Here is a 12,920-nt window from a genome sequence, read left to right on the forward strand (position 1 = left end):
CGGTATGAAAGCCATCGTCATTCACGCCGCCAAGGATCTCAGGGTCGAAGAGCGCGAGCCGGAGGTTGCCGGAGCTGGGCAGGTGGAGATATCAATCGAAGCCGGCGGCATTTGCGGCTCCGACCTGCATTATTACAATCATGGCGGCTTCGGCACCGTTCGTCTGCGCGAACCGATGATCCTCGGCCACGAGATCGCCGGCACCGTCAAGGCGCTGGGTGCCGGCGTGACCGACCTTGCCGTTGGAGACCGCGTTGCGGTTTCCCCGAGCCGGCCGTGCAGCCATTGCCAATATTGCCTGAAGGGACAGCAGAACCACTGCCTGAACATGCGGTTCTACGGCAGCGCCATGCCCATGCCGCACATTCAGGGCGGCTTCCGCCAGCGGCTGGTGGCGGAGCGCTGGCAATGCCACAAGGTCGCCGACGGCATTTCCATTCATGAGGCTGCCTTCGCCGAACCCTTTGCCGTGACGCTGCATGCGGCAAGCCGCGCCGGTTCGCTGCTCGGCAAGCGGGTGCTGGTCACCGGCTGCGGCCCCATCGGCATGCTGGCGATCGTTGCCGCCCGCGTTCTCGGCGCCCGTGAAATCGTCGCGACCGATGTGACCGACAGCGTTCTGGCCATCGCCCGCACCAGCGGCGCCGATCGCACGATCAATGTTTCCACGCATGCCGCCGATCTTGCCGCTTATGGCGCCGACAAGGGATATTTCGACGTCATGTTCGAGGCGTCTGGCAATGAGCGGGCCGTGCGCGCCGGCCTTGAGGTGCTGAAGCCCCGTGCCGTGCTCGTGCAGCTCGGCCTTGGCGGCGATGTCTCCATTCCGCAGAACATGATCGTTGCCAAGGAAATCGAGATGCGCGGCACATTCCGCTTTCACGAGGAGTTCGGGCTCGCCGTCGAATTGATCAATGCGCGCCGTGTCGATCTGAAGCCGCTGCTGACAGGGGTTTTTGCCATCGAAGAGGCTGTCGCCGCCTTCGAACTGGCCAGCGACCGCAGCAAGTCGATGAAGGTGCAGATCGCCTTCTGATATTGTCGCCAGCTATGAGGCGCTGCGATCAGTGCTTTCGCGCAGAACGACCCTGTAGCCCGTCAATGTAATCTCGTCGCCGGTCGCCTCGCCGATGCCCTGCAGGGCATCGAGCAGGCGGGCGGCGGCCTGACGGCCGATGCCGTAACAGTCGACATTGATGGTGGTGATGCTGGGATGACAGATCGACGAGATCTCATAATCGCCGAAGCCGGCAATGGCGATATCACCCGGCACGCTCATTCCCCTGCGCTTGCATTCCATGATCGCGCCGAAGGCCGAAAGGTCGGAAACGCAAAGAACCACTTCCGTGTCCGGCCAGCGCTCCAGCAGGCTCATGATCGCCTGGCCGCCCTGTTCCATGGTGATCGGCGGCACGCCGAAGGAAATCGCCCGGCCCGGTCCCAGGCCCAGTTCTTCGACGGTCTTCAGGAAACCGCTTCGCCGCTGGCTGCCGCGCGTATCGCGCGCCGTCGTTCCGCCGATATAGCCGAACCTCCGATAGCCCTGGCTCGCCAGCGTCCGCACCAGCAGCGACATCGCCTCGCTGTTGGAAAAGCCGACGACATGGTTGATCGGCTTCTCCGGAAGCTCCCAGGTTTCCACCACCGGAATGCCGGCCTTATCAAGCATGCGTCGGGCGCGATCGGTGTGCGAACCGCCTGTCAGGATGACGCCTTCGGGGCGCCGGCGCAGCATCGCCTCGATCAGCTTTTCTTCCTTCTCGGCGGAATAGTCGGTGTAGCCGAGAAGAAGCTGAAGACCGGTATTCTCCAGCGCATCGGTAATGCCGCGGGCGGTGTCGGAGAAATTCGAATTGTTGATGGAGGGCACCAGCGCCGCGATGAAGCCGCTGCGCCGCGAGGAAAGACTGCCGGCCGAAAGGTCGAGCACATAGCCGAGCGCATCGACGGCTTCCATGATGCGCTTGCGCGTCTCTTCGGAAACACTCGCATCCTGCCGAAAGGCGCGCGAAACGGTCATGGCCGATACGCCGACATATTTGGCGACCTCAGCCATCGTCAGCTTCTGGGCGTCTCCTCCTTTGAGACGCTTGTCTTTTGGCTCATCCTCGTTTTTCACTGGGTCCCGCTTTCACAACAGCTTCCGAGTTGGGCAACTCGGGACACGATAAAGTTATCGTTATCATCGCACAATCGATATTATTGCAGGAATGAGTCGTTCCACAGTCCGTCGGGTCTCTGTACGAAGGCTGCAAAACAAGGCAGCATGATATCGATAACAATTTGGGTGGGAGCGTCATGTTCGGAGAAATCGAGGGTACGGGCTTTGAGGTTCTCGACCCGCGCTTTGAAAACTGCTTCGTCGGCCATGTCCGCGTCGAGCGGCTTTGGACGGGCGGCCGCTGGCTGGAGGGACCGGCCTGGTTCGCCGCCGGGCGTTATCTGGTTTTTTCGGATATCCCCAACAACCGCATGATGCGCTACGACGATACCAGCGGGCAGACCTCGGTATTCCGCTCGCCCAGCAACAATTCGAATGGCAACACCGTCGACAATCAAGGACGGCTCGTTACCTGCGAGCATCTGACGCGCCGGGTCACGCGGACGGATTTCGACGGCCGGATTACCATCCTGGCCGATCGCATTGCCGGCAACCGGCTCAATTCTCCCAACGACGTCACCGTTAAATCCGACGGCACAGTCTGGTTCACCGACCCGAACTACGGCATCCTCCACGATTACGAGGGTGACTACGGCGAAGAGGAAATCGGCGGATGCCACGTCTACCGGCATGATCCGGCGACAGGCGCGACCGAGCGGGTGGCGTCCGATTTTGTCAAGCCGAACGGGCTGGCCTTCTCCCCGGATGAGACAGTGCTCTACATCGCCGATACGGGAGGAACGCACTTGGCGGGCGGTCCGCGTCACATTCGAAAACTCGCCGCATCAGAGAATGGAAAGCTGACCGATCTCGGCATTTTCGCCCAATGCACTTCAGGCTTTTTCGACGGCTTTCGCGTCGACCGGAAGGGCAGGATCTGGACGAGCGCCGCCGATGGCGTGCACGCTTACGATCCGGATGGCACCCTGCTCGGCAAGATCCATATTCCCGAGATCGTCTCAAACGTCGCCTTCGGCGGCGAGAAACTGAACCGCCTCTTCATCACCGCAACAACCTCTCTCTACGCGGTCTATCTCACTGCCAACGGGTCGAGGCACGGGTAGCTCTCATACAGGCGAGGCCGCCCTTCAAGGCGGCCTCTACTTTGCGGTGCTTTTCTCTCATCGTTGGCTGAGGCTGCCAGCCAGCCTGACGAGGCCGAGGAAATCCGATCTGTAGCCGAAGGGATCCGTCCCCCGCGATGCCGCAGCGAGGTCGGCAATCGCCTGATAGGAATAGGCATCGACGGCGGCGATGCGGCTCAGCTTTTGGCCGAAGGCGGCGACGGCTACCGAGAAACGGACATCCTGCGGCGCGGCGTCGATGGTGGCGACCGCGTTCCCGGCGCCGACAGGTGTGGTGATCAGCGCGCTCTTGTCCTCGCCGGGCCGCTTGAAGCGCATCTTGACGAAGGCAAGCTCGCCCTGATGCCCGCTGCCCGCTGCCTCGGCCGGCGCCTTGTCGGCCGGCACCTTACCGGCTGCGCCATACCGCAGGTCGTCATTCATGACCGCAGGGCTTCCCTTGGGCGTAATCTCGTAGATCGCCGTGATGCTGTGGCCGGAGCCGATATCGCCGGCATCAACACGGTCATTGTTGAAATCCTCGCGGTTGAGGGCGCGGGTCTCGTAGCCGATCAGCCGGTATTCGGCGATCCGTTCCGGGTTGAACTCCACCTGGAACTTGACATCCTTGGCGATCGGAAACAGCGTCGACCTGGCTTCCTCGACCAGCGTCTTCTGCGCCTCCGCCAAGGTGTCGATATAGGCGGCGCTGCCATTGCCGTTCTGCGCCAGCGTCTGCATCAGGGAATCATTGAGATTACCGCGTCCGAAGCCGAGAACGGTGAGAAAGATGCCGTCTTTGCGCTTTTCTTCGATGATGTGCTTCAGATCCTCGTCGCTCGACGGGCCGACATTGAAATCGCCGTCCGTCGCCAGCATCACCCGATTGACGCCGTCCTTGACGAAAGCCTGTTTGGCGAGATCGTAGGCCGCCTCAATGCCCTCGGCGCCGCCGGTCGAGCCTCCAGCCTCCAGCCTGTCGATCGCCGAGAGGATCTTCGATTTCTCCGCCACCCGCGTCGGTTCCAGCACCGTCCCGGCATTGCCGGCATAGGTGACGATCGAGACGGTGTCGTCGGCCTTCAGCCTGTTGACCAGCAGCCGGAAAGCGCTCTTGAGGAGCGGCAGCTTGTCCGGTTCATCCATCGAGCCTGAGACATCGATCAGGAAAACCAGATTGGCATGCGGCGCGGTCGCCGGCGCGATGTCATACCCCTTGATCGCCACATGCATCAGTTGCGTGTCGTGATTCCACGGCGTCGGCATCACCGTCACGGTCGCCTTGAAAGGCTGATCGGCATTGTTGGGAAGCGGCCAGTCATAGGGGAAATAATTGATCATTTCCTCGACGCGAACCGATTGCGGATCGGGCATCGCCCCGCCCGTCAACGACCGGCGGACGAAGGAATAAGAGGCGCTGTCGACATCGGCGGAGAAGGTCGAGACCGGATCGGTCGCCACGCTCTTAATCGGATTTGCCGCGGCATTGGCAAACCGTTCGCGGCTGGGGTCGAGCTGGATCTGCACACGCCCATCTGCTGGCGGAACAGGCGAGGGGGCAACGGCGCCCATCGGCTCGACCAACAACTGTCCCTGAGCGGCCATGCCAGGAGCGGCCGGTGCAACACGTTTGGCCATCTCGAGTGCCGCGGCGGAATCCTCCGACTTGTTCTTGAGAGCCACAATTTCGCCGGCATCGAATTCAGAGGGCCGCTCCGCCGCGGGTTTTGCAGTCTGTAGCTCCTTGTCCTGCAAGGCTTGGGCGCCGCTGACGGCAGACGGTTGAGCCGGCCGGCTTTCTTCGGTCGGGGCTTCGGAAAGCTGAGGCGCGGCCGTGACGGGTTCGGCCGGTTTCGGCATGTTGTTTTGCACGAGGTGGCTGGCGATCTCGGTCTGGTCGACGATCGGCGATCCGTTGCGGGTCAGCTCGATCGTGAGGTAACCGGCAGCGGGAATGACGAGCAGCGTCGCGAGAGCTGAACCGGCGAGGAATTTCTTGTTCATGGCAGGGCTCCATATCCAGTTGATGATGGAGCTTGGACGCCAGCCTTTCGCATTTCCTTGGGCTGCCGCCGCATTATTTTCCGCGCTGTCGAAGGCCTGCATTGCCGCGGCAAGCGCGCGCGCGCGCGCTTCCGCATCGGCTGCCGGGGCTGTGAGACGGGAGAGCTTTTCGAGTTCCTTGTCCATCATACCTCTTCCTTGCCGAGCATGGCCTTCAGTCTCTTGCGCGCCTCGTGCACCTGCCAGGACACGGTCGCCTCCGAGCAGCCCATAACATCGGCGGCAGCCGAATGGCTGAGGCCTTCGCCATAGACGAGCAGCACGGCGTCGCATTGCCGTTCCGGCAAAGCACGCACGGCCGTCCATAATTCGCTCGACAGCTCGTCATCATGTCTGCCCGGCGCGGCCGGTTGCGGTTCGGCGGCATAAGCGCGGAATGTCAACTCTTCTCGCGCAAGCTTTCGCCTATGGTCGCGGGCGGCATTGAGCGTCAGCGTATAGAGCCATGTCCTGAAGCGGCTGGCGCCGCGAAAGCCGCGGATGGCCGCACCGAGCTTGACGCAGACCTCCTGTGCAATATCGTCGGCGTCGGTGGCACTGCCCGACCATCGCCACGCCGTCGCGTGGACGAAATCATAATGGCGCGAGACCAGTTGCCCGAAGGCCTCCCGGTCGCCCGCCTGCGCTCGTTCTATGAGCTCCGCATCCAATGCGCACCTACCCCCAAGATATCAGCCAAGATGCTATTTCGGGATTGAGACGTTTCTCCAATGGCTTTCCTTGGGTGGACCATAAAAAAATTATCGGATTTTTAGGAAAAGCGGCAAAGCCTGGAAACTCAAGGCGAAATAAGCAAGCATCGCGACATCCTTGGGTCGCGGTCAGACAGATTGCCCTCGAGGCAAAGGCGCATGATGGGGTCAGAGTCGGCCAGGGACATGATCTGTATGTCCCAAATCGAAAGGACCCTGCATGTCCGCTCCATCGCCTGCCCCCACAGAAAAGGGCATTCTGCAGTTTCTCGAGATTTGCGATAGTTTCTATCCGCCGGATGCCGTCCAGGCATCGGTCGAGCAGCAGCGGCATTGGTACGACGCTCTTTGCGCCCGCTTCGACCGCTCGGCTCCCCCGGATATGATCTTTGCGGACGGCATGCTCCAGCGTATCCCGATCCGGCGTTATCGGCCACGGAAAATCAGCACGCGCACCATCCTGCTCTATCTTCACGGCGGCGGCTTCGTCGTCGGTTCGCTGGAAAGCCATCACGCCATCTGCGCCGAGATCGCCGATTTTGCCGGCGCGGAACTGGTTTCCGTCGATTACCGGCTGGCCCCAGAATATCGCTGGCCGGCACAGACGGATGACGGTTTCGCGGTGCTCAAACATCTGCTTGCCGCCAGCAACAAGGTCGTGCTGATCGGCGACAGCGCCGGCGGCAACCTTGCAGCCGGCCTTGCCTTGCGGGCGCGCGATGAAGAACTAACCGGAATTGTCGGCCAAGTCCTCATCTACCCCGCGCTCGGCGGCGACCTCGATGCCGGTTCCTATGTTGAAATGGCTGCGGCGCCCGGCCTGACGACGGCCGATGTCGCCTATTACCGCGATATCCTGCAGGCGCCTGATGGAAACGAGATCGCCGAGCCGTTAAAGGCATCCTCGGTTGCCGGACTGCCGCCAGCCTTCATCACGGTCGCCCATTTCGATCCGCTGCGGGACGACGGACGGCAATATGCCGCCCGGCTCACCGCCGAAGGCGTCGAAGTCTGGTTCCGGGAGGAGCCGCAGATGGTGCATGCATGGCTGCGCGCCCGCCACATCAGCGATGGTGCGCAAGAAGGCTTCCGCGCCGTTTGCGAGGCCGTCAGACATTTTGCAACGGCTTAGAGCCTTTCCGGGTTAGATTGCAGCATTCTGCCGGAGCAGGTTTTCGTCAGGGCAAAGGCGATTGGCGACGGGCATACCCCTTGGTACGTCCGAGCCGATCGCCTTTGATCCTGGCGGAAAGATGCCCGGCCCTTCGGGTTGGCTGAAACGGGCCGGCTGATCGACCGGCCGGCTTGGCCGTAGAGCCGGGCTACGACACGCGCCGGCCGGTCGACCATCCGACTCCGTTTGAGCCAACAGAATGCTGCAATCTAACCCGGAAAGCCTCTAACGATCACATCAGGTCGCGCGCGATCCGCTTCTCCGCAAAGACCTTCTCGAAGATCTGCACGTCATCTTCAAAAGCCGTGACGACGGCGCTGATGATCCACTCGGTCCCGGTGCAGGCAATTCGCGCCGTCGCGACCGTGCGGGCAAACCAGCCAGGCCGGCGCATGTCGCAGGTCCAGGTGGACATGCCGGTCATCGACAGCGGATCATCCGGTGCAATCGACCAGACCTCCTCCCGCAATTGCCGGGTCGACAGGCCGGTCTCAGGATGTTCGGTGAGCCCGGTATCCTCGTGGATATGATACTGCGTCCGGTTGGCCGAGAGGTCGCGAACGACCTGCCGCTTCGTCGCCGCGGCCGCGTGCTCGATATATTTCGGCAAGGGATCGGGATTGGCCGGTTCCTCGATGTCGATCCGGCGATGGTCGCCGATCACCGGCAAACCCAGGCCGAGCGAGGCGATATCGATCTCGACCCCTTCGTCTTCAGGCGGCGGCAGGATCATCGGCCAATAAGCGGTGGAGAGTGAAAGGCGGATGCGATGGCCCTTGCGGAAGCGGTAACCGCAGGCATCGAGCACCAGCCGGATCGACGCCGTCTCGCCCGGCACCAGCGGTTTCGGATCCGCATTGCCGTCGCGATGGGTGAGATTGAGAACGCCGAAGGCGACACGCGTCGCCGTGCCGTCGGGATGGACGTCGATCAGGCGGGCGCAGAGATTGCCGCCCCTTGCATGAGCGCGCAGCGCAAGCGTCAGCACGGGCCGGCCGAGATAGTCGCAATCGTTGGCAAGCGGCATCGTATCGAAGACCAGCGAACCGGCATCGTCCGAGCGCTGATCGATCGCCAGTTCGGCGTCTGGCTTCAGCGTGAAATATTCCCCTGATGCCGTGCCGGTGTCGAGCGGAGAATGGAGATGGACGGGATGCGCGCGCGCATGCGGGATCGGCATGCCCTCCGTCAGCCGGCCGAATTGCTCGACATAGAAACACTGCATGTGCGGTGGCGACCAGACATCCCTTGCGATCCAGAACCCGGGATCGCTGTCGCGGCGTGCGGCAGGACGGATCGCATCGAGAATATAGGCGCGGGTCTGCGCCAGCCCGTCGATGCCATTGTCCTCGCCGCGCAACCATTTGTTCCACCAGGCGATCGCTTCGCCATGAAAATCGACGCGCGGCTTCGGCCAGGCGAAATGCGGATATTTGTGGACCCAGGGACCGATCAGTGCCTTTGCTTTTTCACCGAGGCCTTCGACCGCCATCAGAGGCGTATTGCGGTAACCGTCCGCCCAGCCGGCAATCACCAGCGCCGGGACCTCCACCTTCGAAAAATCCTCCGAGATCGAGCCGTGACGCCAGAAACCGTCGCGCCGTTGATGGCTCAGCCATTCCTCCATGAAGAAGGGCTCGCCGGCCAGGCGTTCCAGCCACATCTCCTTCCACCGCTCGCCGACAAGGGCAGGATCCGGCGGGCGCGACTGATAGCCGAGCATGGTCGCCGCCCAGGAAAGCTGGGCGGAGAGATGGCAACCGTTCTTGTAGTGAATGTCGTCATTGTAGCGGTCGACGGTCGAGGCGATCGAGATGACGGCTTTGAGCGCCGGCGGACGCAGTGCCGCGACCTGCAGGCTGTTGAAGCCGCCCCATGAAATACCCATCATCCCGACCGCGCCGTTCGACCAAGGCTGCCCGGCAATCCAGGCGATCAGCTCGCAGGCATCGGCAAGCTCGCGCTCGGTATATTCGCCATCGATGACACCATCCGATTCCCCCGATCCGCGGATGTCGACGCGTACGCCGGCAATGCCTGCGGCTGCGAAGACCGGATAGGTCGACTCGTCGCGGGGGCTGGTTCCGTCCCGCTTGCGATAGGGCAGGAATTCGAAGACGGCGGGAACGGGATCGTCTGCCGCGCCGTCTGGCATCCAGATGCGCGCGGCGAGCCGCGTTCCATCCTTGAGGGCAATCCACTCATTCTCGATGGTGGTGAAGCCGCGCGAGGCCATGCTCACTCCTTCATTAACATTCAGTGGCCGGCGCTTTCCATGCGCCGTGTGGCAAGCACTCGTTCCAGCCAGCCGATTTCCATTTCCGGCACCGACTTCAACAGCAGGTCGGTGTAATCGTCGAAAGGCGGCGACAGCGCTTGAGATTTCGGGCCGAACCGTACCAGCTTACCACGATGCATCACCGCCACGCTGTCGGCGATCACCCGGACGATCGCGATATCGTGGGTGATGAAGACATAAGAGAGCTGCTCTTCCTCCTGCAGGCGCAGCAGCAGCTTGAGGATACCCTCGGCCACCAGCGGATCGAGCGCCGAGGTCGGCTCGTCGCAGAGGATGAGTTCGGGCTTGGCGGCCAGGGCTCTGGCGATCGCCACGCGCTGCTTCTGGCCGCCGGACAGCTCCGCCGGATAACGATCGATGAAGCCGTTGCCCATTTCGATCTGGTCGAGCAATTCCTTCACCCGGGCGGTCTTCTCAGCGCCTCTCAGGCCATAATAGAAGGTCAGAGGCCGGCCGATGATGTCGCGCACCGTCTGGCGCGGGTTCATCGCCGTATCGGCCATCTGGTAGATCAGCTGGACGCGCCTGAGGTCGTCGTTCGGCCGGCTCTTGAGATCGGGCATCAGCGGCTTGCCGTCAAAGAGGATGCGCCCGCTCTTCGGCGGCAGAAGGCCGGTAATGGCGCGCGCCAGGGACGATTTGCCCGAGCCGGATTCGCCGACGACCGCAAGCGTCTGTCCCTTCGGCACGTGCAGCGAGATGTCGTGCAGCACCTTGAAGCCGTTGGAATATTCGGCGCTGACCTTCTCTATCCTGAGAAGGGCTGACGACTGATCGGCGGCTTCGTCGCGGTAGGCCTGCCTGACATTGACGAGGGCACGCGTATAGTCTTCCCGCGGCGCCTCGATGATCTGCTTGACGCTGCCATATTCCACCTGTTTCCCATGACGCAGCACCATGATGTCGTCGGAGATCTGGGCGACGACGGCCAAATCGTGGGTGATGTAGAGGGCGGCAGTGTGCGTTTCCTCGATCGCATGTTTGATCGCCGCCAGCACGTCGATCTGCGTGGTGACGTCCAGCGCCGTCGTCGGCTCGTCGAAGACGATCAATTCGGGGTTCGAGCAGAGCGCCATCGCCGTCATTGCGCGCTGCAGCTGGCCGCCGGAGACCTGATGGGGAAAACGTTCACCGAAGTTTTCCGGATTGGGCAGGCCGAGGACACGAAACAGGTAAAGCGCACGTTTGCGCGCCTCGTCCTTGCTCATCAACCCATGTTCGACCGACGCCTCGATCACCTGATCGCCGAGCCTGTGCGCCGGATTGAAGGCGGCTGCGGCCGATTGCGCGACGTAGCAGACCCTTGCGCCGCGAATTTTTCGGATGCCGTTCTTGCCGAGCGCCAGAATGTCGGTGCCGACGAGCCGCACCTCGCCGCCGGTGATTTCGGCGCCGCCGCGGCCGTAGGCCAGCGCCGAGAGGCCGATCGTCGATTTGCCGGCACCCGATTCCCCGATCAGGCCGAGGACCTTGCCCCTCTGGAGATCGAAGGAAACCCCGTCGACGATCGTCACCCGCTTCGGCGGTTCGCCGGGCGGATAGCTGGTCGCTTCGATCTTCAGATTGCGGACGGAAAGAAGCTCAGGCATCGCCGCGCCCTCCCTTGAGGCTGGATGTGCGTTTCAGGAGCCAGTCGACGACAAGGTTGACGCAGACGGCAAGGGCGGCGATCGCCGAGCCCGGCACCAGCGCGGCCGATATGCCGAAGATGATACCGTCCTTGTTGTCCTTGACCATGCCGCCCCAATCGGCCGCCGGCGGCTGAATGCCGAGGCCGAGGAAGGACAGGGTCGAAAGAAACAGGATGGAGAAGGCGAAGCGCAGGCCGAACTCGGCGAGAAGCGGCGACAGCGTATTCGGCAAGATCTCGCGGAAGATGATCCAGAGCTTGCCTTCGCCGCGCAGCTTGGCGGCCTCGACGAATTCCATCACCGCGACATCGAGCGCCACGGCGCGGCCGAGACGATAGACGCGGGTGGAATCGAGGACCGCCATGACCAGGATCAGCACGATCATATTCTGCGGCAGCACCGCAAGCACCACGAGCGCGAAGATCAGCGTCGGGATCGACATCATCAGATCATTGAATCGTGAGAGGACGGTGTCGATGAGGCCACGCGAAACGGCGGCGGTGAAGCTGAGGATGATGCCGAGCGAGAAGGAGATGATGGTGGCGGCGGACGCGACCAGCAGTGTCGTGCGCGCGCCGAAGATTAGGCGCGAGAGGATGTCGCGGCCGAGATTGTCGAGGCCGAAGACGTAATTCGCGTCGGCAGGCGCCCAGACGTCGCCGACGACCTGGGTCTCGCCATAGGGTGCGATCCAGGGTGCGAAGAGGGCGAAAATGAAGGCGATGGCGATGCCGATCATGCCGATCCAGGCGGTGATGGGGATGTCTCTCAATCTCATCGTGGATGCCTCAGCCGGGGATTGGCGATGATCGCGAGGATATCGGCCGTCATGTTGAGAAAGATGTAAACCGCGGCGAAGATCAGGCCGCAGGCCTGCACGACGGGCATATCGCGCACCGTCACCGCATCGACCATGTATTGCCCCATGCCGGGATAGACGAAGACGACCTCGACGACGACGACGCCGACTACGAGATAGGCGAGGTTCAACGCGACGACATTGATGATCGGCGCCAGCGCATTGGGAGCGGCATGCTTAACGATCGAGCGGAAGGCGCTGAGGCCCTTCAGTTCGGCGGTCTCCATATAGGCCGACGACATGACCGAGAGGATCGCCGCCCGCGTCATGCGCATCATGTGAGCCAGCACGACGAGCACCAGGGTCGCCGTTGGAAGCGCGATCGCCTTCAATCGCTCAGAAAAAGCCATGCTGTCATAGACCGTCGCCGGAAAGGTCGCCATGCCGAACTTCACCGCGAAGAAGAGGATCAGCAGGTAGCCGATGAAGAATTCCGGCAGCGAAATCGCCGCCAGCGAGATGACGTTGATGATCTTGTCGGGCATCCGGTTGCGGAAATGCACCGACACCATGCCGAGGCCGACGGCAAGCGGCACCGATATGACCGCCGCGAAACCCGCCAGGAAGAGCGAATTTCCCAAGCGCTTGCCGATCTGCTCGCTCACCGAGTTCTTGCTGGCCCAGGAGGTGCCGAAGTCGCCCTGAACGGCACTGCCGAGCCATTCGACGTAGCGCGTCGTCACCGGGCGATCGAGGCCGAGATCCTGACGGATATTGGCGACGGCCTGCGGCGTCGCCGACTGACCGAGATAGGTGGTGGCAAAATCGCCGGGCAGAGCCTCCAAACCGCCGAAAATCAGGATGGAGACGGCAAAAAGCAGGACGATGCTGAGCACGAAGCGCTCGAGGATGAGGGCCAGCAGCGGAAAACGCTGCCGGAACCGGAGGCCGGGCAGGATATTGCTTTGGGCAGGATTGGTCATGGTGAAGACCTAGCGCTGAAACGTCGGGAGGACCGCGGGTTTTTTCCCACGGT

General features: G+C 62.3%; 10 protein-coding genes. 3 read left to right on the forward strand and 7 right to left on the reverse strand.

What is annotated here, in order from left to right; all coding sequences use genetic code 11:
- Positions 1-4 precede the first annotated feature (4 nt).
- Positions 5-1,036, forward strand: coding sequence for an L-idonate 5-dehydrogenase (locus tag HJC00_RS19245; RefSeq protein WP_221164491.1), 1,032 nt, complete (start codon positions 5-7; stop codon positions 1,034-1,036).
- Positions 1,037-1,048: 12 nt separating this feature from the next.
- Here HJC00_RS19245 and HJC00_RS19250 read toward each other — a convergent pair whose 3' ends face one another.
- The gene (locus HJC00_RS19250) at positions 1,049-2,119 is read right to left on the reverse strand and encodes a LacI family DNA-binding transcriptional regulator (RefSeq protein ID WP_210633433.1); all 1,071 of its coding nucleotides are present in this window, start codon (positions 2,117-2,119) and stop codon (positions 1,049-1,051) included.
- A gap of 179 nt (positions 2,120-2,298) precedes the next feature.
- Between HJC00_RS19250 and HJC00_RS19255 the strand changes: the two genes are divergently transcribed.
- On the forward strand, positions 2,299-3,225 hold the full coding sequence (locus tag HJC00_RS19255) for an SMP-30/gluconolactonase/LRE family protein (protein WP_221164492.1): 927 nt from the start codon (positions 2,299-2,301) through the stop codon (positions 3,223-3,225).
- Positions 3,226-3,282: 57 nt separating this feature from the next.
- Here the strand turns inward: HJC00_RS19255 and HJC00_RS19260 are convergent, their stop codons facing one another.
- Together HJC00_RS19260 and HJC00_RS19265 are read right to left on the reverse strand one after the other, a co-directional pair.
- On the reverse strand, positions 3,283-5,418 hold the full coding sequence (locus HJC00_RS19260; protein ID WP_221164493.1) for a VWA domain-containing protein: 2,136 nt from the start codon (positions 5,416-5,418) through the stop codon (positions 3,283-3,285).
- Positions 5,415-5,939, reverse strand: a complete 525-nt coding sequence (locus tag HJC00_RS19265; protein ID WP_210633430.1) for an RNA polymerase sigma factor — start codon at positions 5,937-5,939, stop codon at positions 5,415-5,417. The genes HJC00_RS19260 and HJC00_RS19265 overlap by 4 nt, the downstream gene beginning before the upstream one ends.
- 262 nt (positions 5,940-6,201) lie before the next feature.
- On the opposite strand from HJC00_RS19265, the gene HJC00_RS19270 reads away from it, so the two are divergent.
- Positions 6,202-7,113 carry an alpha/beta hydrolase gene (locus HJC00_RS19270; protein WP_210633429.1) on the forward strand — a complete coding sequence of 304 codons (912 nt, stop codon included), beginning with the start codon at positions 6,202-6,204 and terminating at the stop codon, positions 7,111-7,113.
- A gap of 274 nt (positions 7,114-7,387) precedes the next feature.
- On the opposite strand, the gene HJC00_RS19275 is transcribed toward HJC00_RS19270, so the two are convergent.
- From HJC00_RS19275 to HJC00_RS19290, 4 genes are read right to left on the reverse strand one after another with little or no spacing between them, the layout of a single operon-like run.
- Positions 7,388-9,391, reverse strand: coding sequence for a CocE/NonD family hydrolase (locus HJC00_RS19275; RefSeq protein ID WP_221164494.1), 2,004 nt, complete (start codon positions 9,389-9,391; stop codon positions 7,388-7,390).
- Positions 9,392-9,411: 20 nt separating this feature from the next.
- Positions 9,412-11,043: an ABC transporter ATP-binding protein gene (locus HJC00_RS19280; protein WP_221164495.1), complete on the reverse strand. Its 1,632-nt coding sequence runs from the start codon at positions 11,041-11,043 to the stop codon at positions 9,412-9,414.
- The gene (locus tag HJC00_RS19285; RefSeq protein ID WP_210633426.1) at positions 11,036-11,863 is read right to left on the reverse strand and encodes an ABC transporter permease; all 828 of its coding nucleotides are present in this window, start codon (positions 11,861-11,863) and stop codon (positions 11,036-11,038) included. Before HJC00_RS19285 ends, HJC00_RS19280 begins: the two co-directional genes overlap by 8 nt.
- A complete protein-coding gene (locus HJC00_RS19290) occupies positions 11,860-12,867 on the reverse strand; it encodes an ABC transporter permease (protein WP_221155695.1) in 1,008 nt (335 codons plus the stop codon). The genes HJC00_RS19285 and HJC00_RS19290 overlap by 4 nt, the downstream gene beginning before the upstream one ends.
- Positions 12,868-12,920 lie beyond the last annotated feature (53 nt).

The sequence above is a fragment of the Rhizobium sp. NLR22b genome (genome assembly GCF_019685295.1).
Lineage (GTDB): Bacteria > Pseudomonadota > Alphaproteobacteria > Rhizobiales > Rhizobiaceae > Rhizobium.